This window comes from Vibrio sp. 10N.261.52.A1 (assembly GCF_002876325.1).
In the GTDB taxonomy this organism is placed as follows: domain Bacteria; phylum Pseudomonadota; class Gammaproteobacteria; order Enterobacterales; family Vibrionaceae; genus Vibrio; species Vibrio chagasii.
The window spans coordinates 1-19,283 of record NZ_MCYD01000214.1 but is presented as its reverse complement, the minus strand read 5'-3'; the positions used below and the strand labels follow the sequence as shown (position 1 = coordinate 19,283).

General features: G+C 47.9%; 24 protein-coding genes and 1 tRNA gene. 23 read left to right on the top strand and 2 right to left on the bottom strand.

What is annotated here, in order from left to right:
- The first annotated feature begins 207 nt into the window (after window positions 1-207).
- The gene (locus BCT81_RS29695; protein WP_241908141.1) at window positions 208-858 is read left to right on the top strand and encodes a hypothetical protein; all 651 of its coding nucleotides are present in this window, start codon (window positions 208-210) and stop codon (window positions 856-858) included.
- Window positions 848-1,507, top strand: a complete 660-nt coding sequence (locus BCT81_RS29265; protein WP_198596832.1) for a hypothetical protein — start codon at window positions 848-850, stop codon at window positions 1,505-1,507. The genes BCT81_RS29695 and BCT81_RS29265 overlap by 11 nt, the downstream gene beginning before the upstream one ends.
- Before the next feature lie 13 nt (window positions 1,508-1,520).
- On the opposite strand, the gene BCT81_RS02815 is transcribed toward BCT81_RS29265, so the two are convergent.
- Together BCT81_RS02815 and BCT81_RS02810 are read right to left on the bottom strand one after the other, a co-directional pair.
- Window positions 1,521-1,781 carry a hypothetical protein gene (locus tag BCT81_RS02815; protein WP_102423185.1) on the bottom strand — a complete coding sequence of 87 codons (261 nt, stop codon included), beginning with the start codon at window positions 1,779-1,781 and terminating at the stop codon, window positions 1,521-1,523.
- Window positions 1,782-1,804: 23 nt separating this feature from the next.
- A tRNA-Gly gene (locus tag BCT81_RS02810) sits at window positions 1,805-1,879 on the bottom strand.
- A 506-nt stretch (window positions 1,880-2,385) separates the two neighbouring features.
- Between BCT81_RS02810 and BCT81_RS02805 the strand changes: the two genes are divergently transcribed.
- The 21 genes from BCT81_RS02805 (at window position 2,386) to BCT81_RS02705 (ending at window position 19,183) form a co-directional block, all read left to right on the top strand.
- A complete protein-coding gene (locus tag BCT81_RS02805; RefSeq protein ID WP_102423184.1) occupies window positions 2,386-3,099 on the top strand; it encodes a site-specific DNA-methyltransferase in 714 nt (237 codons plus the stop codon).
- Between the two features lie 48 nt (window positions 3,100-3,147).
- The gene (locus BCT81_RS02800) at window positions 3,148-3,528 is read left to right on the top strand and encodes a hypothetical protein (RefSeq protein WP_019821146.1); all 381 of its coding nucleotides are present in this window, start codon (window positions 3,148-3,150) and stop codon (window positions 3,526-3,528) included.
- 4 nt (window positions 3,529-3,532) lie between these two features.
- On the top strand, window positions 3,533-4,795 hold the full coding sequence (locus BCT81_RS02795) for a DUF6575 domain-containing protein (RefSeq protein WP_102423183.1): 1,263 nt from the start codon (window positions 3,533-3,535) through the stop codon (window positions 4,793-4,795).
- Window positions 4,796-5,395: 600 nt separating this feature from the next.
- The gene (locus BCT81_RS02790; protein ID WP_017110273.1) at window positions 5,396-5,839 is read left to right on the top strand and encodes a DUF3577 domain-containing protein; all 444 of its coding nucleotides are present in this window, start codon (window positions 5,396-5,398) and stop codon (window positions 5,837-5,839) included.
- Window positions 5,840-5,962: 123 nt separating this feature from the next.
- The gene (locus tag BCT81_RS29690) at window positions 5,963-6,487 is read left to right on the top strand and encodes a hypothetical protein (protein WP_241908140.1); all 525 of its coding nucleotides are present in this window, start codon (window positions 5,963-5,965) and stop codon (window positions 6,485-6,487) included.
- 71 nt (window positions 6,488-6,558) lie between these two features.
- Window positions 6,559-6,792: a hypothetical protein gene (locus BCT81_RS02780; protein ID WP_102333101.1), complete on the top strand. Its 234-nt coding sequence runs from the start codon at window positions 6,559-6,561 to the stop codon at window positions 6,790-6,792.
- 78 nt (window positions 6,793-6,870) lie between these two features.
- Window positions 6,871-7,212, top strand: coding sequence for a hypothetical protein (locus tag BCT81_RS02775; protein WP_102423182.1), 342 nt, complete (start codon window positions 6,871-6,873; stop codon window positions 7,210-7,212).
- Between the two features lie 97 nt (window positions 7,213-7,309).
- The gene (locus tag BCT81_RS02770; protein WP_102333122.1) at window positions 7,310-7,546 is read left to right on the top strand and encodes a hypothetical protein; all 237 of its coding nucleotides are present in this window, start codon (window positions 7,310-7,312) and stop codon (window positions 7,544-7,546) included.
- Between the two features lie 132 nt (window positions 7,547-7,678).
- The gene (locus tag BCT81_RS02765) at window positions 7,679-8,596 is read left to right on the top strand and encodes a DUF1281 domain-containing protein (RefSeq protein WP_102423181.1); all 918 of its coding nucleotides are present in this window, start codon (window positions 7,679-7,681) and stop codon (window positions 8,594-8,596) included.
- 5 nt (window positions 8,597-8,601) lie between these two features.
- Window positions 8,602-8,874: a hypothetical protein gene (locus BCT81_RS02760; protein ID WP_241908139.1), complete on the top strand. Its 273-nt coding sequence runs from the start codon at window positions 8,602-8,604 to the stop codon at window positions 8,872-8,874.
- A 245-nt stretch (window positions 8,875-9,119) separates the two neighbouring features.
- On the top strand, window positions 9,120-10,409 hold the full coding sequence (locus BCT81_RS02755; RefSeq protein WP_102423180.1) for a hypothetical protein: 1,290 nt from the start codon (window positions 9,120-9,122) through the stop codon (window positions 10,407-10,409).
- Window positions 10,406-11,926 carry a type II and III secretion system protein gene (locus BCT81_RS02750; RefSeq protein WP_102423179.1) on the top strand — a complete coding sequence of 507 codons (1,521 nt, stop codon included), beginning with the start codon at window positions 10,406-10,408 and terminating at the stop codon, window positions 11,924-11,926. The genes BCT81_RS02755 and BCT81_RS02750 overlap by 4 nt, the downstream gene beginning before the upstream one ends.
- A complete protein-coding gene (locus tag BCT81_RS02745) occupies window positions 11,923-13,107 on the top strand; it encodes a hypothetical protein (RefSeq protein ID WP_102423178.1) in 1,185 nt (394 codons plus the stop codon). Before BCT81_RS02750 ends, BCT81_RS02745 begins: the two co-directional genes overlap by 4 nt.
- Window position 13,108: 1 nt before the next feature.
- Window positions 13,109-13,801, top strand: a complete 693-nt coding sequence (locus BCT81_RS02740) for a hypothetical protein (protein WP_102423177.1) — start codon at window positions 13,109-13,111, stop codon at window positions 13,799-13,801.
- Between the two features lie 104 nt (window positions 13,802-13,905).
- Window positions 13,906-15,486, top strand: coding sequence for an ATPase, T2SS/T4P/T4SS family (locus BCT81_RS02735; RefSeq protein WP_241908138.1), 1,581 nt, complete (start codon window positions 13,906-13,908; stop codon window positions 15,484-15,486).
- Window positions 15,470-16,462, top strand: a complete 993-nt coding sequence (locus BCT81_RS02730; RefSeq protein WP_157938838.1) for a type II secretion system F family protein — start codon at window positions 15,470-15,472, stop codon at window positions 16,460-16,462. Before BCT81_RS02735 ends, BCT81_RS02730 begins: the two co-directional genes overlap by 17 nt.
- 11 nt (window positions 16,463-16,473) lie before the next feature.
- Window positions 16,474-16,968 (top strand): hypothetical protein, encoded by a 495-nt coding sequence (locus BCT81_RS02725; protein ID WP_102423174.1) that lies wholly within the window; start codon window positions 16,474-16,476, stop codon window positions 16,966-16,968.
- A 9-nt stretch (window positions 16,969-16,977) separates the two neighbouring features.
- Window positions 16,978-17,478 carry a hypothetical protein gene (locus BCT81_RS02720; protein ID WP_102423173.1) on the top strand — a complete coding sequence of 167 codons (501 nt, stop codon included), beginning with the start codon at window positions 16,978-16,980 and terminating at the stop codon, window positions 17,476-17,478.
- 27 nt (window positions 17,479-17,505) lie between these two features.
- Window positions 17,506-17,772, top strand: a complete 267-nt coding sequence (locus tag BCT81_RS02715; RefSeq protein WP_133152502.1) for a hypothetical protein — start codon at window positions 17,506-17,508, stop codon at window positions 17,770-17,772.
- Window positions 17,769-18,734 carry a hypothetical protein gene (locus BCT81_RS02710; protein WP_102423171.1) on the top strand — a complete coding sequence of 322 codons (966 nt, stop codon included), beginning with the start codon at window positions 17,769-17,771 and terminating at the stop codon, window positions 18,732-18,734. Before BCT81_RS02715 ends, BCT81_RS02710 begins: the two co-directional genes overlap by 4 nt.
- 17 nt (window positions 18,735-18,751) lie before the next feature.
- Window positions 18,752-19,183 carry a hypothetical protein gene (locus tag BCT81_RS02705; RefSeq protein ID WP_102423170.1) on the top strand — a complete coding sequence of 144 codons (432 nt, stop codon included), beginning with the start codon at window positions 18,752-18,754 and terminating at the stop codon, window positions 19,181-19,183.
- Window positions 19,184-19,283 lie beyond the last annotated feature (100 nt).

Here is a 19,283-nt window from a genome sequence, read left to right as displayed (position 1 = left end):
GTTCAGTACCACGCCCCGAAAGGCGGCTGGACGCACGATGCGCTGGAGTGTGTCGATTATTTCTCGGTGAGTCCAGACGGTTGGGAGGCTTACCTCGGTGAGCAATGGATTGGTTCTTCTGAGGTTTGAATTCAAGAAAGCGTTGAATAATAAGTCGGCTAGACGACACAAAAATTCAGCTTTAAGCGCTTAATGGGTGAGAGGGGTATGAGGCAGTTTCTCACAGAAGGTCAGCTAGAGGCGTTGTTGTCGATGTATTCAGAGCGGGACTTTCCAAACAATACTCGAGAGGCGGTACGCCTTCGCATCATTCATGGCCACACTTACGAGTTGGCGGAGTTTATCACCGGCGTTTCGCGCCGCAATATCTATAACGGGGTGAAAAAATTGAAAGTCGCGCATGACGTTATGATGAAAACTTATGGTAGAGATGGAGGAATAAAAACGATGAGACACGAATCGTTATTTGATGACAGTTTCAGTGGCCCAGAAGCACTTAGGCTTCATTCACAATACAAGGCCAGCTTTGATGAGCTCGTGGAGGTGCTGGAGCCTATCTGGTCAGGAAAAACAGTGGCGCATTATTGTTATCGAGCCCCCCAGTCCCTTCATGTGTTGAGTGGGGATTCGTTCGAAATTACGATCAATACGGGGTGTCAGCCCCACATACCGACAGGGTTTGATTTGCAGGATTCTTGCAGAGTGAACCACATTACGGTTGATCTCTGGGACAGTGCCGATGTTCAAGGCTTTATTGAGTTGCTGCTGCGTCGATTAAAAGGCTCTTTGGCGCTGTTTAGTTTGGGAAGTCCATGGGTAGCGGAGATACCAGGCGGGAGTGTGGACAATGAAACCTGATCCTTCAATTCAGTGGGTGACTGCGCATCAACTGGCTCTGGGTATGACCATTAGGTGTCCCGTTGACGGGGATGCCATTACAATCACTGATTTAATCGCCTGCTCTGAAGAATCGTTCGGACTGGGTTGTGAGAAAGGCCATACGCTATTTATGGCTAGCATGACGTTTGAACTTCTTGAGCCGTTTGATTTAACTACCGTTAATCTCGACTGGATAAAAGATGAAATTACCATGGAGGAACAATACCGTAAATGGAATAGCGTTGTGGATGTGGCTTGGGGGACGGAAGATGAGTTTGATAAAGCTCGGATTGAGTTCACCCCTTGTAAAATAACCGGGGTGAGTCATGAGCCTATAGTAGACGCTGAATCATTGGTCTTAATAAAAGACGCTTTCCAGTCATTTTTTAAAGCATTAACCGATGATAAGGAAGCCATTGATAAACTCGTCACAGTAGGGGAGTTACAATCTGAATGGGGCGCATCAATGCTGACTTATTGTATGAGCTTGCAAGATTTCTCAAGCATAATCCAACCGTTATTAGAGCCTGACGCGGAAAGTCGAATTAACCATTGGAAGCAACTCGACTGTCAATCGGTCAAGATAGGGTTTCGGCAGGAATCGTTTAAACCCCATAACACGGATTGATTTAATTGAAGTGTTAGTCAGCCATAGGCTTTGGATGTTGCTCCAGTACTTTAGACAGTACGCCACGATTCACGTTGAGCGTTTGGGCTACTTTGGTTTTATTTTTGCCAATGAGATCGATGGACTCTTGGAATATGACGGGTTTTAAATCATTAAGTATTTCGCTGACGTCTGGTATTTCATTCTTCTCGTCAAACTGAGCCAGATACGATTTTAAACTGGCTTTGAAGGCTTTTTTTGCTTGTTTCATTTCGTCAGAAGGGGGCGTTTGCATGAGGACTACCTTAGAGCATGAGTTGGAGCGTGCAGCGGAAATCGAACCCGCATCATCAGCTTGGAAGGCTGAGGTAATAGCCATTATACGATGCACGCAACGAAGCGCCTGTGAGGAGAGCTCCGGCCAATGGAGTTCCTGTACCCCACTGGCGCAAGCATTGTAACGAATAATCGTTTTGGTTCAAGGGGTACTTTATGGGATGCGTACGTCAGGTAAATGGATGCAGCACTCTACCCATCATTTACTGGATTTGGCGATAGGCACACTTAAATTAGATCCTGATAGTAATTTTTTTGGTTGAGAAAATATTTAAAATATCCGTTACTCACGTCAAGCACTCGGGCTGGTAATACGATCAGGGAATAGAGTGTAAACTCTAAGTGGTTTATATCCAGAACCTTCATTGACTGATTTTGGAGTGCGGAATGTTGTAAATTCCCGTGCTGTATCACGGAGGGTAAATTCGACTATCTATCAGCTTAGGTGGACTTCTTTAAGTAAACACAGAATTGACTGCTTACATCTACAAAAATATAAACCTGATTTTGCAATCAATCTCGTATAGAATTCATCGTTTTTTGAATCATATGACATTATCAATATGGGTAAATTTAAGTTGTTGAATAATAGTACTAAAAAATTACAGTGTAGTTTGTATGAACTAGATGCCGTTGAGTGGCTGAAAACTATTGACGACTCATCAGTTGATTTACTTATTACTGACCCGCCGTATGAGTCATTAGAAAAGCATCGAAAAGTCGGTACGACAACAAGGCTTAAAAATAGTAAAGCTTCAAGTAATCAGTGGTTCGAGATCTTTCCAAATGATAGGTTTGAAGAACTATTTACTGAGGTATACAGAGTTCTAAAGAAAAACTCTCACTTCTATCTTTTTTGTGACCAAGAAACTGCATTTATTGTTAAACCAATAGCTGAGTCTGTCGGTTTTAAGTTTTGGAAGCCGATTGTATGGGACAAGATGAAAATTGGTATGGGCTACCATTACCGTGCTCGCTATGAGTTCATTTTGTTCTTTGAAAAAGGTAAAAGAAAGTTAAACGACTTAAGTACACCAGATGTATTACAAGTACCTCGTATACATCGAGGATATCCGACGGAAAAGCCTGTTGAATTGATGGATATTTTAATTAAACAAAGTAGCTCCGAAGGTGAATTAGTTTGCGATCCATTTATGGGTTCTGGGGCTGTTGGTGTATCCGCATTAACCAACCAACGTTGTTTTTGGGGAAGCGATATTTCTAGCGAATCGATGTCTATCACACATTCGAGAGTCAGCCCATTGATAAATAAGTAAATGGTCTTTACTATGCAACAATGTTTTATGTGACAAGTTCAACTTAATATGTGCGATTATCCTGACTTTTATCCAGAAGATATGCCTCCAGAAGATGCTAGTGAGGCTAATGGTGAAGCTTATCGGTTAGTAGACAATAATCCCCCTCAAAAAGTGGATTTTAGATCTACAATTGAAGAGAACTCTAAGAGAGCTGCTAGAAAACCTAGTGATAGAGAAATGCTTTATGGGGCTTCACTTTTCACTGAACCAGAAGAAGCGTTAAAGAAAAAGAAGCTATTTAAGCCATTGAGGAACAAAACGTTATCCTCTGGTCATTTGTGTAATGATGATGGCGTGATGAAAAAGACTGGTGGCCCTTGCCATGTAACAGTTTGGTTTAAAAAAGACGCTCTTCCACACGAACGCTTTGAGTGTATAGAAGAATAATGAAATGTACCCACTAGTACAAGACAGCAGATTAGGAACATTAGAGTTCCATAAAATCTACGAAGAGTATGATGGTCCAAAACTATTTAGTGCAGTAAATGCACTAGGGATCTATTACCTAGTTTATTGGATAGATGAGCTCGAAGACGGCGATACTTGGTTATATGTACCAATGTCATATAATCGCCTCGAGAAGCTAGAGAGTGCCTCTCGCTCACTTCGTGATGCATTCATATACCCAGAAGAAAATTCTATTTTCAGAATTTTTACCTCATTTGACGGTGAAGAAGAAACATTAACGCATTTAACCGCAGAAGAGTTAACAGAAGAAGAACTCCCACCAATAGATTATCGAATCGAGTGTGAATTAGCCCCAGAACAAGAAGTTGTATCATCGATCACTAATCATGAAATTCACATTTCAAAGCCTAGCCGACGCGGCATAATGAAATTAGATTCAATATCTAAAATCCTTGAGGGCTGGTCTTCTTTATATGATGAATTCGTAAGAACGATAAATATATCTGACAGGCTAGTACCTGTTGATGCGCGACCTGGCTCATTTATCGTTCGATTAGAATCAAACCATTATGAAAAAGTATCACCTGTTATCGACGATTTCTTTGGCGTTTTAACTAGTTCTGAAGATATTCACACTACACTATTAAGCATGAAAATTGATGTTGATGTGGTTAAAGAGTTTTTATCTTTGGTAGTTGATTCTTCCTATGACTTTAAACTAACACCACTTATAGACGGAAGCTTTCCACATCAGTTATCCAAATCTGCCGCAGAACGGATATTGACAGAGCTAAAGACAAGTGAATTAACATACTTATCTAGTCTGAGAGTACCTCAAGCAGATGATCTTAAGCGTGTGTTTGATGTAGTGATCGCTAAGTCTAATTTTCAAGAAGTAAATGAGTTCACGCTAGGGATCACATCAAGACAAGTGGCTTATTATCTCCACGCAGCCCGCACTCTGGGGTATTTAGATAGGTCAAATCAACCTACTTCAGCAGGTATGCAATTTGGTAAGTTAGATGAAAATCAAAGGTTAAAATCAGCAGCTATGAGATTCCAAAGCAGTGATTGTGGATGGACGTGGATTAGCTGGGCATCTGGAAAAACGCTAGCAGACATTCCTAATGGTAGTGCGTTTGAATTCCTGCAAGACTGTGTACCAACTTTAAATGTAAGTACAGCACGCCGCAGGTCGAAGACTTTAAACTCTTGGCTCAAACTATTTAAGCCAATAACAGAATAACAATAGGCCCCTTGAGGGCCTTTTTTATACCTTTTTGAGTGCCGAAATTGAGCGAGCTATTCTTAAAAGGTGTGTCGATGTGTGGATTTCAAGCTAGGACTGAATCTCTAGTAAAGCCAGTCCAACTAGCACCTGTTGAGCTGAAAGCAACTGTCCAGTAGGCAATAATTGGCAAATTTGCATTATAAAAGTTTGCTAATGTTCCGTTATCTGAAACTGCTTTTTGTCCAAAACCTTCTTAGAAATTCATCAAACTATTGTGTGATTAAACTATTGTCAGTCGACATCAGAGACTAAAAATGAATCAAATAAGATGTGATATAAATCACTTTACAAGCCCATTTGGACTGTTATCCTCAAGATGTTAAACGTTGAATACTGACGAATAGTATTAAACACACGGGGTTAACCCCCCTTAAATGGCTTTCTGAAATGTGTCGTGGCTTCTTTTTAAAGAAGTGAAAGCGTACTTAACTGCCCTTAGCCTATATTGATAGAGCTTTGGCGCTATACACCGACTTTTTATCACCCCCACGGGAAAATTATTTCCCATGGTGGGATGTAATTTTTTCTCGTGCAGCCTGTCTCGGAGAAAACATTATGTCTGATAACAATCAAAACACTTATTTCGACCTTCACACTCATGGATTTGGTTTTCTAAACCGCGTGAGAAAAGTGACACCGAAAAAAGGTGACCCGTTCTACGCAACCACCATCACGTGTTTACGTGGTGATGATAACGAAAGAACGTACATTGACTGCAAAGTCGTAGGGAAAGAGGCGATTGAGCTTTTTGAAGCGCATGGTCTTGATAACTATGACTTTAGCCCACAAGGTGGCGATAAAGGCTCACTGAGTTTTACTATCAGTGATATCTCGCTCGACACCTTTACTTATCAAAGCAACCACAGTACGAAAGCGGGTCAGTTTGGCGCAACCATTAAGGGGCGTCTACTCAAAGTGAAGTATCTGAAGGTGAATGACGTTGTACTTGTACAATCGCCAGCACCGACTGGTTCTGATGAAAATCAGCAAGCGGCTTGATGTTTGACTGCCCCAATACACTGTTGTGTGTTGGGGCTTTTTATTACTTTCATTGATGACCCACAGGGGATACGTTCCCCTATGGCGACGTTTCTCCTTTTTGCCAATATTAGGAGAGCGACAATGAACAATACAATGATGATTCAAGAGACGCATAACGCGTTGGTACTAGAGTACGTACTCGACACGAATGGTTTCACAAGTGAAGAACCCTGTCCTTGCTGCGGTCAAGCTGCTGTAAGACGTGAATTTGATGAGTTACTGGGTGGTTGCATTAACCGAGTTTACTCATTGGATTGTACTCACTGTAGCCATCATGAATGTGACCAAGAGTTTTGCTCTAAGTGCGAAGCCAACATGGAGGAAAATAAGCGCGGTTATTCCAAAGCTTGCTACTACGCTGATGTATTCGATGTTATCGAACAAAAAATCCGTGATGGTAATGCTAAAGCGATAACAGGCGTTCATTGGACTGAATTGAAACAGGCATTGCACAGCGAACCCGAAGTGGTGAGCTGGCTATGTACGTTTTATCTTCTTGACGCTGATGAGCCGCAAGCGGTAGTTCATTGGTGGAAAAAGACCATGCTGGATGCGCGTTTTGATGCACGCCTAGAGGCGCGTATTGAACAAGCGAAATTGAATTAACTATTAACCCAACCCACAGGGGACTCGTTCCCCTATGGCGGCTCTCCTTATTTATTTTTGAGGAGAGCAAGATGGACAAACTCAATCTTTTACAGACAAAAGCCCTGGCGCTTTTTTCTGTGGCGAGGGGCAGTGACATTTCACCACCAGAGCTGGCAAACGCTGGTTTTATGATGCGTGAAGGGCGCTTTTACCCCGTCGAAGACATTGAAGTGATCCAACAACGCCTTAGCCATGATTTCATGGTGTGGGATGAATCTACCCCGTTTGTGAACACGCTGAGATTCCAGCGTCGCTCGCATTAGGGGCAACCCATAAACCCATAGAGGGAAACGCCTCCTCTATGGGGTCATTCCTTCTTTTTTATATTAGGAAGAAATGATATGACTCAACTTATGGTGACGGTAACACTGGCCGGTGGGCAGAAAATCGATTGTGACGTCTCTAAACATCACTATCGTAATAACAAGCAAATCGCGCTCCAGTTATACACTGCCGATACAAAACGAAATGAAGCTTCGGATTCGTTTCCAGGAGAGCCAATGGGCACTCCGACGGTGTGTTTACCCAACAATCACTTCAACGAGAATGAAACGGCCATCAAAGATTGCGACGAATACGCTGGATTTTTAGGCGCGCTTGAGCAAGCAGGAGTGGTTCGACGTACCACGAGAACCATTCATGGCCCGTATGTTTCGTATAACGTCGTGGAAGTGTTGATCTAACCGTAATGTAACCCATCTGACAGGAATCTCATTCCTGTCGGGGATTGGGGTTTTCTGTCTTTTTTGTTATTCTTATTTTATGAATACGGAGAAAGATATGTGCGAAAAGCAAAAACGTATAGAAGAGCTCGAAATAGAGAATGTTAACCTCTATCGAACGCTCTCTGAGGCGTACAAGTTTAACGCGGAAGAGCGCAAGCTTAATGCAGAAGAGCGTAAGCTCAATGTCGAGCAACGAAACATCGACAGCCAGCTTATCTGGCGTCCATGGCAAGTTGCGTTAATTCCGATATTACTTGGCGTACTTGCATTAGTCGCTGCTATCGCTAGATAAACCTCAATTCGACTTAACCTTAAAGCCTCTATCTTCGATAGGGGCTTTTTTATCACATCGCGCTTTGCGCACCACCCACCAGGGATGTCTCCCAGGTGGGGGCATCCTTTTATTTTTTAAGAGGAACTGATTATGCCAAATTGGTGTGTAAACCAAATTCATATCAATGGGCCTGATTCTGATGCCATCATCGAACTCATGACCCAGCCTAAACCACTGCTTCATCAACAAGCGTCACGCGCGGCAGCTAAGCTGTTTTTAGCCGGTGTCGGTGGGCTGTTAAAACCCACTTACCCGATGAGTTTTGAACTCTACCCAGACCTTGTTCGCGAGGTGGGAAGTTCAACACCAGAAAATCGTGCGTTTACAAAGTTTGTCACGTTAATGAAACAACCCGATGTGGCACTCAATGAGGAGGTCTGCCAGTGGCTGTTGGCGCTTTTTGATCAAAGCGGCCTCAAGCAGCGTTATTGGGGTGACTTACCGAAAGCTGCCAGAATGAAGATGGTGCCTTTGCTGAAAAAACAGGCATCAGATTGGACAGGACTCTATTTTTGGCGATTACCGCTCGATATTGTTTGGGCAAAGCTTGATTTACCTGAGTCAGAGCAAGCGTCTAAGGACTTTTCTCTTAGCGCGTTAGCGCCGCCGATGTTACTGGTAGAGCTCAATGGCTTTAATGGTGGTTTGTTTGCTCGTGACAGCCAAACTCCATCGGGATTTGACGATAACGTTGAGCGCCTTGGCACGAAGTGGGACCGAGTCTCTGTTCTAGAGGTAGGTAAGGGGCAATTGGAATTTGATACTGCTTGGTCTCCGGCGATACCACCGATAGAGGTGTTAGCGCGTCGTTTCCCAAAGACCACGCTCACCCACTTCTTTGCTGAATGCGGCTGCGCCTTTGCCGGTTACGTCCAGTATGTGAACGGGGAGAGCCATGAAGAGATTTGGGAAGACCTGGTGTTTTCTGAGCAAGAGAACGAGGAGGGCTATTACGACGTGGTGGGGCCTGACTATGTGCTTGAGCATTTCTCTCACTATGGAGGGTGATGTTGATGCAGATTATCTATGTGTATGACGATGAAGGCACGATGGCACTGGCCAAAATAACGGAAAGTCAATCAGTGCAAGCTGCTGCGATCGATGTGGTTGAGGCGGTGGTGAAGTGGACGAAAGAGTTCGGCTTCTCGGTTTACTCTTACAGCGAGTGCCGCGCGCACCTTCAAGAACTGGAGCAGTTAAAACTGCAGGTGAAAAACCATGAGGTTGATGTCCATCAAACCGACTGGTTTCGTAGCATGTTGGGTTTTACTTTTTCAGCTAAATAATCTGATTTACTTAACGTCTTCTAATGACAAACGCCAGCGATAAGCTGGCGTTTTTGTTTCTATCGTTAACATCAACCGCTAGTTCTATTTTTACAAGGTGGCAGTTAATAAAATATTCCCGTGAGGATATCAGAAATTTTACAAACAATCTCGATTAGAATTTCTTTATTTTGACAATTCTAATCGAGATTTTTCTATGGCCTTTTTGTTAGCGTGTGGACGTCTTTTATTGTCAGGAGAATGATATGCAAACGCGCTGGCTCATGTTGTCTTTTGCAGGCTTGTTGGCCGGGTGTCAAACCCCGCCTGAGCCTGTACAAGCGCCGCCACCCCCATTAAATATTCGCACTGCCCCCGAGTTATCGGGCAGCAGCGTGCAAACCTCACGTTATGTCATTGAACGCTCGGCAGGCGAGCAAATGACCGACATCTTAGGCGTGCCGATTGAAGCTCGTTTACCCGTAATGAGCAAAATGAGCATCAAAGACGGTGTCGAGTTTTTATTGTCAGGCAGTGGAGTGTCGCTGCGCACCCCGACGTCTTACGCCGAAACGCAGCTCTATGCGCAGCCGTTGCCTTTGGGTCATACCGATATGGGGCACATGAGCCTTCGACAAGCCTTGCAAGTCATCGGTGGTCAAGCGTTCTCGCTTGAGGAAGATGTGGTTCGTCGCAATGTGGGCTTTCGACTTAAGTACGGGTACGAGTGGCAGGCGCTCAAGCCTGTGACTGGATTTTCAGAAGGTAAGTCTCTTCTGGCGGGGGCGGTGAAAGCGAACAAGGTGGCGTCGACATCGTCTATGTCCTCTTCCCCAAAAGACGCGCCGCCAAGTGTTGTCATGACCCCGCAACTGAAAAAGTCATTGGCGTCTAAAAGCGCTTCATCAGAGGTGTGGTCCAGCTTTGAGGACGACAATGATGCGTTTTTCGCCAGCGATATGCAGGTTAAAGCCTCGTCAACTTCAAAAGTAAAACCCACACCGTCTAAGTCGTCTGTGAAGAAAAAAGCGCTCACCACTTATCGCGTCCACGCGGGAGAAAGCTTTCGCAGCGCCTTAACCCGCTGGGCTTACAAACATGGCGACCAACCCTTAGCGTTTGCTCAAGATGAGGCATTTCTGACTGCTTTGGATGGAATGGCCACGCAAAATTTTGTTCGAACGGGCTCGTTGTCTGGCGCCGTGAAAGCGCTGGCGGCTTCTAATCAGCCTATCAATACGTTAACGCTGTACTCAAACACACCGTCGAAGCTGTTGGCTTTTCATCCGTGGAAAGGCGAGCGCGTGACGACCTTAATGGTCTCAGGTGACACATTGAAAGCGGCGACTAAGCAGGTCACCGGGCATTATGGCTGGCGCTGGGATGAAAAATCGTCTTGGCCTGTGGCTGACTTTACCTTCACGCCTTATCCATTGGTCACCAAAGAAGGTGACATCAGCATGGCCATGACCACGTTGCTTGGTCCCTATCCACTCAAAGCGCAGCGCCTAGATGCGACTAAAACTATTTACATCAAAGAGGTGACGCCATTATGAACCTATTTCGTCTCTCGGGTTTTCAATCCTTCTGTCTCATTGGCGTGCTCTTAACGCTCTCAGGGTGTGAAACCCTTGGGCTCAATGAATACGACAAGCGCAATGATGAGTCCGCCTCGGTACTCAGTGACATCGAGCGCCACCGACATCGTGAGTCTCTCAAAGTCGAACGCATTGAGCAGCCCCCGGCCAGCCTGATACCGATAGAGCGCCGCACCGATACCGACTATCTGAGTAAGACCGTTCGTGTCAGCACGCCCGCGTCGGGCTTGCCACTGAACATGGTGCTCAGCGATGTGTTGTCACCCCTTGATAAACAAGCGTGGTTTGGGGCGGGCGTGAGCCCGAATACGCGCGTGCGTATTCATCATGACGGCTCACTGTCAACGTTACTCAATGACATTGAGCGTCAGCTTAATATCGGTTTTACCCCCAAAGGGAACACATTGAACGTCGAACGCTTTGTGTCGCGCACCTTTGAACTGGAATTGCCGCCAGGGATGCTCAGCGACCAGATTGGCAGCGGTGAAAGCAGCGAAGGCGGAGACGATGAGGAAGCCTCTGCAAAAGTGGATGGGCAATACGTCACCTTATCGAGCAGCAATGTGGATGTGTTTGGGGAGGTGGCGCTGGGCGTGAAAGCATTGCTGCAACTCGATCCGGATTTAACCGGAGAGGGAGATGCACAAGAATCTTTAGTGGGCTCTGTGCAAGCGGTGCCGTCCCTGTCTCGCTTAGTGGTACGCACCACGCCAGGGCGTATGCGTGAAGTGGTGGCGTTCGTTTCGCAGTCGAAACAATCGCTGACTCGCCAAGTGGCCTTGGAAGTGCAAGTGCTCGAATTTCGTTCCAACCTTGGCCATGACCGAGGGATTGACTGGAATATTATTCGCGATATTGGTGGCGACAGCAGCTTGAGCTTTTTCATTCCTGGCACCAGTTTGGTTTCTGGCTCATCGAGTCCTGGGTTTGCGTTTACCGGCGGCGGTAAGTGGTCCGGCTCGACGGCCTTGATAAATGCATTGAACCAGCAAGGGCAGGTATCCACGGAAACGCCTATTACGATATTGGTGCAAAACCATCAAACCAACCACATCACTCAAGAGCGCATCATCGAGTTTGTTGAAAACATCAGCTCTGACAGTGACGAGGGCGTCATTACCACCGATACCGAGCGCGGTAAGCGCAGTGAGGGGGTGGATTTCATTGTCGTTCCGAATATTCAGCGCGACCACGTTTATCTTCGAACTTCGGGCATGTTAACCAAAATTGAATCGCTAGAGACGCAAGAGGTGGGCGGTGAAACCTTGGTCTTCCCACAAATGCGTGAAGCCAAAATCAACTTTGCCAACAAGCTCAAATACGGACAGACGATTGTGGTGGCCTCTGTGTCACAAATCGATACCACGACAGAAGAAAGTACCTTCCTAGGTATCCCCTTTTTAGGCGGTAACAGTGCGGTGAAACAGCGCGTCGATACGCTGGTGCTCCTCACTCCACGGAGGGCGGACGGATGATGGAATTACTGTCCCTTCCCCATCACGGTCACGCGACTAAGACGATTCGTCGCCTGAAAAGCCGTAGCCAGCAGCCTTATCAGTACGTGTCGCAGCGTGGTGACTGGGTCTGTCTGTATGGCAGTGATTGTGAAGGCGTGGCGCGCAGCGAGTGGTGGCTCGATGTGTTAACCGCGCGCGGCCTGCTCAATGAACACGATGCTGATGAGCAAAATGTCACCATTATCGAGTGCATTGACGGTCTGTGGCACGCGACCTTGATTGACGCGGGTGTGGTGCGCCAAATCTGGACTGACACGCACTATCACTTGTGCGCAGCAAACGCAGGCGCCTCATATATTTTCTTGGTTGAATCTTTGCAAGCTGAGTCCGTGAGTGAAAACCATGAGCGCATAGTGCCGCCAAGCGACCAAGAGCTGAGCTTACTGGAGCTGTACCGGTTAACGCCACCCGCTCAACCCTTAAACAATCGCAGAGTGATAATTGGAGTGAGCGTGTTGCTCGCCGCAGTGATCGCTTTAACGCTTTATGTTCAGCGCTCTGACTCTAACGAGCCTGCGACTGCTCAAGTGAGTCATGAGAGCGCCTCGCCTGAGCCCAAAGCGCTCCCGCCATGGGGAATGTATCGCTTGGTACTGCATGAAACGGTCAGCGCACAGACGGTCATGGAAGGGGCGTTATTGAGCGCTACCCATCTTGCTCTACTGCCTCCTGGTTGGAAAGTCAAAGGCTTGACTCAACAAGGCTCAGAGCTGACGGCCACTATTGAGCGTGAGCCTAATGGCCTTATTGGTGTGTGGCAACAATGGTTGCGTCAACATGACTCATTTTCTTTGTTTTTGAGCAACGATGGGGACCAACACACGCTGCGTTTACCCCTCGCGTCTGGGCTGCCTTACTGGCAGTCACACGTGATGCCGATGCAGCCGACAGACCAGCGCTTACAAGACGCGCTCGTGACCATGGGTTTTATCGCGCAGCAAAGCAGTGAGAAGTCATCAAGCACTTGGCAAAGTAAAACATGGGAGGTGACGCATCAAGGGGTGAGCGCTTCAGAGCTTAACACCCTGGCGGCGCTGTTTGCGGTCATGCCACTCTCGATGAAGGCGCTCACGCTGACACCGGTGAGCCCACATCGTTGGTCACTCTCTTTTTCCATCACTTTATATGGAGGTCTCTAATATGACCCTTCCCCCAATCAAAATTGGTCTCATCGCCCTGCTGGGCGCGGCGGCCATCGCTATGGGCTACACCACGTTATTTCCTGACGTTGAGTCTGAGTACGCGGGTGCGCCCGCGGAGCACACCGAGCAAGACAACCCTATTGAGTGGGGTAGTGAGGCGCCCGCTTCAACGTCTTTATCAACATTAACCGCAGAGGCGCCGATGGCTCTGGAGCAGTCTGTAGAGGCCGTCAGTGAGGGTTTAGCTCAGCAAATGGCCAAACTCAATCTTGAGCCAGAGTCGGTCGTCCCCCTGCCACCTCTTAGTGATGATATTGAGACGTACCTTAATAAGCTTTCTGAGCTCAACATGGCGACGCTTGATGCCGATGTACGTGAGCAAAATTTACGCTCGCAACCGGACAGTCTGGAAACCGAGTTGAGCCTCATCGGCGCCCCCGTCAGCGTGACCCCGGTGGTGAGTACGTCTTCAAGAGCGTCAAAGGAGGTGCAAACCGCCGGCTTGATGTTGGGCAGCCTTGTGCAAATCGACAACGGAGCGTGGCAAGCCCGCATTAACGTGCATGGCCGTTGGCATAAAGTGCAAAAAGGCACCGTGGTCGGAACCTTGTCGATTGTCAGCGTGAGTGAGCAAGGCGTTCGTTTGCGTGATAACGGCGCGCATCGCTTTCTACGTATGGAGGGGTTTTGATGAATGAATCCAGACATGACCTGTCTTTATTGCACGACCAAACCTTACTTGAGCTGTGCATCGAAGATGGCCACACCATTGTGGATGAGGAGGGGGTGATTTGGGTGGACTGTTATGACAGCCCAAAACACGCCGATATTCGCCGTTACGTGCAAGAGACGGAAGCGCTCAGTGGCGGGCGCTTTTTTGCGCGCGCCCCGATGGTGAAGTTAACCGATGAGACGCGCGTACAAACCTTACTAGATATGGCGCGCACGCTACTCAATCAAGAGACGCAAGCGGCGCTGGAGTCGGCCTATGGCGATAAACTGACGCAGCTTTGCCAAGCCGCGGTGGAGGTCAAAGCCTCAGACATTCACCTTGAAGTGCATCGCAACAGTACTCAGATTTTACTGCGCGTGGATGGGCGCCGTGAAAGGCTCAAAACCTTTGCTGGCGGGGAGAGCGCTGAGCGACTCGACCGGGCGATGGGTCAATCCTTAGCGGCGTACACGTTCAGCTTAGGTAACTCCAACTACTCTCCTAGGTTGCCACTTAATGACCGCTTTGAACTCCCTTGCTCCGTCACAAAGCTGGATGAGGAGGGAGAAAGTCACCGCGTCACTATTATGGTGGAGTGGCGCGTTGCGATGATGCCACTCAGTCACGGCATCAAATTGGTGCTGCGTTGTTTGACGCCCCTTGGTGAGCCTCTCACGCTAGACAATATGGATTTGTTGCCCGCTCAGCGTGATTTACTGGAAAGTAAAATGCAGCGCCGCTCTGGCATTATTGTGCTCACCGGCCCAATGGGCTCAGGAAAAACCTCGTTAGTGTACGCCTTGTTTGACACGGTTGACCGCGTGGCGCGTTGCTGCCATACGCTCGAAGACCCGATTGAGTTTGAGCAAACTGGCATCACGAAAACCTTGGTTGAGCCTAAGCGTGAGCTGGTCGACGGCTCCGGTCAATACCTAGATTACACCTTCTATGCCTTAGAGCAGCTTCGCCAAGACATCGATATCACCTCGTTTGGTGAGCTTCGAAGTCATGACACCACCAAAGAGTTTACGCGCAAAGGTGAAACGGGTGGTTTAGCTCTCTCAACCTTGCACGCCAACAGCGCCCTTGGGGTGCCGGCTATTTTTATTGAGCAGCTCGGCATCCCGTCTTCCATTGTTTCGGCGCCAGGATTGATGCAGCTCTTTACCCACCAAAAGCTGGTGCGAAAGTTGTGTCCACACTGCGCCTTAACCCTGGATGAAGCGAAAGCGGTCTATGGCCGTCACTATGAGCAAGCCGCCTATCAAACCAAGCTGACCCAGATTTCAACACTGTTACCCGAGGCGCATCATCAAGTGCGCGTAAAGCATCCTGCAGGCTGTAAGCATTGCCGTCAAACGGGTGAAAGTGGCCGTTTGTTGGTGTTGGAGCTTATTGCCATCGAAGATGCGGACCGCGAGTTCATCAAAGCGCAGGACTATTTAGGCTGGAGTCGTTACCTGCAGGCGCAAGGCTGGCCCGATATTCGTCGTCATACCCTTCATCGTATCGCCCTTGGTCAAGTGGACATTGCGTCCGCCTCTGAGCAAGTGGATGGCTTGATGCCGGTGTCCTCTCAATCTTTATATCAACAAATCGGTCAAGAGATGGATGAGCAGGCGAACGCAGACCAAACGGAGGTCAATCATGTCGGTGTCTCTTGAACAGTGGTTGTTTGACAAAAAAGACCAAACCGCCCTCCTTGAGCAGTGGCGTACCTGCGCGCAGTACGGCATGACCACCAAGGATTTTTGCCAAAAGCTGGCAAGCAGTGGCTCGGGGAGCACGCAAAAAATTGGTCAAGCGGGTCTAAAGGCGCCTGGGGAAGGCAAACGCTTTACCGATGTGCTCAGTGGCTGGCTCTCGCCCGTCGTGGTGTCAACTCTCGCCATTGCTGAGCAAAACGGTCAGCTCAAAAGCGGCTTAGACATTGCCATTAAAGAGCTCGAAGGCGGTCAAGGCGTGATGAAGTCTCTATTACTCATGATGGCCTTTCCACTGCTGACTTTGCTGGGATTGGGCGTCTTGGGCGTGTACATCAGTGGTGAAATCATTACGACTGCGGGTCTTGAACACTCGATGGCCAGTCAGGTTCGAGAGACGGTTTCAGGGCCGGGACTGGTGGCGCTGAGCCTCTTCATTGGCTCGTTTGTTATTCAAGCGCTACTCATGCCGATATGGACAGGGCAAGGGCGCGATATGGCCGATAACATCTGGCCATTTTGCGACTATCGCATGGCGGTAGCGGGCAACCTTTTGTCCACGCTCGCCAATCTGTCACAAGCGGGCATGAGCCTCAAAGCTGCCATGACGGAGGTGGACGCTTATTCGTCTCGCTATTTGAAGTCTCACCTCAATCAAATGCAGCGCCAGCTTGAAACCGAAACCAACCCAGGGCGCGCGCTCGATACTGGGCTTTTGCTCCGTGACGCGCAGGTCAACCTGAACGTGATGGGAGATATCGCTCCGCTTTCGACCTTGCTGGAAAAAAGCGCCGAGCAACACCACCGCCATTTATCGAAAAAAATGGCCACGCTGAAACTCATTGTCCCAAAAGTCATTTTAGTTCTGGGCATTTTGCTGCTCGCTTCCCTTGTAGGCAGCGCCATGGCATCTCTTTTTATCTCGATACAACTCTAAGGAAACACAACATGAAACGCATTCGTTCAAACCCAAACAAACAACGTGGTATCAGCCTGATTGATTTCATCATGTACCTCATCCTGGCCGTTTTTCTCTTTCTTGGCATCGTCAAACTCTACAACATGGCGACCGCGTGGTCGGCGCAAGCCAATACCGTCTCGGCGGTGACGCAAATCAAAGCCGGCGCGGAGAAAGTCAAAAGCGTCAACCACACGGGGACTTCAATGAGCAAAGTCTGCAGTGCCACCCGCAATGCGGTGTCCTCCACGATTTGTGGTGATACGCGTGATGGCGTTGGCACCAATGAATATGGCGGGAATTACACCTTGACGGTCGATAGCGCGAACATGCAGCGCGTGAAGGTGGGCATCACCAACATCGATACGCAGTACATCGATGATTTGGCGGATACGCTCGCGAAACTCAGTGCCGGTAACTGTAACAGCGCCGCCAGCTGCGCGACCTTAGCCGTCTCTGGCAACGTCATCACTGTGACACTGTAAGGAAATGATATGAATCTTACCTCCCTCACACTGGCCAGTACGCTGCGCACCTTGGCCATGTTAGGCGTCATCACAGGGCTATTGCTGGCGTACCACGGCGCGAGAGAGAAAGCGTTATTTAAGCGAACAACCTCAGCGGTCATGCAAGCGATGGATGAGCAGATACGCAGCGAAACCGAACGCACAAGCTGTCTGCACGTACCGATTGACGACAACATCAATACGCTGGTCAGTGAGGGGTGGTTGGAGGCGAGCATCCGAGATAACAGTCCTTGGACGCTCGATATTGCCTATCAGGCGAGCCGTAACAGCGGCCGCGTGATAGGTAAGCACCTCACGTTGACAGCGCACTCCAGTCAGGAGGCGACTCGCCTTAACGAACTGGCTCAAACTGTGATAGGCAGCTGGCAATTTCAAGGTCGAACCTTAAAGATACTTGAAGTCGTTAAAGGGCCAACCGATGTATCTCGCATGGAGTTTGACCCAGCTACGGCGTGTTTTGATTGGTAAACATAGGTTTGCCGAATAAAGGAATAAATGATGAACAATAAAATGAAAACGCGCTTATTTAAAACAGGCCCAATGATGAATCAAGATACCAAGATTGGGCTTTGGTTCTTGTTACTTTGGGGATTAGGTCTAGTGGCTGGCGTTCAAATTGGCATGAATCATAAAGAAATAATGAATGTGCTTAACGGAAGACCGTCATTTTTCATATCGGTATCGTGTCCCGATGAAGGCCTAAGAACCATTCAATGCGAGGAGTATAGAGCCCTGATGAAAAAACATGAGGAGTCTCGATGATGAATAGTGCCTTCAAACAACGCGGCGTGGGGATAGTCGAGTTTCTCATTACGCTCGGGCTCAGCCTAGTGATTGTGGGTATCAGCTACCCGGCGTATCACAATTATCAGGAAGACGAGAAAGCGAAAGCTTACGGTGAGCACATAAGAGGACTGATAGAGCGCATTCATCAATATCAATACTACAAAATCACCGAAGAGGGTGTCGATGCGACCAGTAAAGCGAGTTGGCCAGCAACGTTGGATAACCTCATGAACGACTACCCCGAACAATACTGGGGCAGTTGCACGATTGACCAAGAACTCAACAGTGAATGTAAGTTGCCAGATTATGTGCCGTGGAGCCATTCGCGTCTGAGTACTTACTTTTACACCGACCTTACGCACATACCGGCATTTAACGAGCATTTAGTCATTCGCATTCCTCTTTCTGAACTGGCTTCAGATCCGAAAGAGTGGACGCGTTGGTCAAGCGTGTTGATTGACATTCCAGGAGCTGAGCGTGCAGGTAATGATATCCACATTACCTTGCGTCAAGCGACGTTAGCACTGATGTACGAAAACATTGTCATGCGCGATGGTTTCACCACGTTAACCGGGGATTGGGATGTAGGCGGAGCACACGGTATTACCAATGCCAAGGATGTCACGCTTAGAGCCAATGATGGGTCGCAAATACCAGTGAGTTCAAAACTTTCAGAATCGACCACTGCAAGGCACGGTGAATGGGTAGACAAACCTCAATGTATTAGCGGGCAAACCGTGCAGGCAAACCTGTCCATTTCAAGTGTTGACGTCGATACCCGTCATTACACTCTCCTTGGAGGGTTGAAACCTTACATCTTGTCGCAAACGGCAACGCAATGGCGCGTTGGGATGTCGATCAGCGTCAAGGTAAACAGTACCGGCCAAGAGGCCGTAATCACAAGCGGCGAAGTGCTACTAACCGCTTCTTGTCGTTAAAACGAAAAGGAAATGATATGAGAAAATTCAAATCGGTCATCATAGGAATGACGATGGTGTGTTTCACGTTACCTAGTATAGCAAAAGTCACATTAGATGACGTGTATCAAGCAGACGCTCAAGACCGAGCGGAGGATTTGGCTCGCAACGCTGACTATATTGCTAGGCATAGTAGCCCGTTAGAGCCGAACGTAGGGGGATCGAATCCAGGTCAAGTGGTGGAGTATTCGACTGGGGGGGAGACGACCACTGTTATTACCAAAACACTTAAGTCAACGAATGGTTGGGCATGTGCTTTGAGTAAAGTCAGCGGGTATTATGGTCGTGGTTTAAAAGGAACGGATGCGCACGTCTATCAATCTGGAGGGTATTGGCGTTTAAAATCTGGACGAGCGAGTTGTGGAGGCTGCGCGGTTTCAGCAAAAGCCATCTGTTGGCAGACTCAATAATAAAAAGCAAGAGGTGTGCGCCTCTTGCTTCATATAACTATCGATCATAAAAAAGACGATATCAGAACAAAAGATCATAGATAAAAATATGATTAATCAG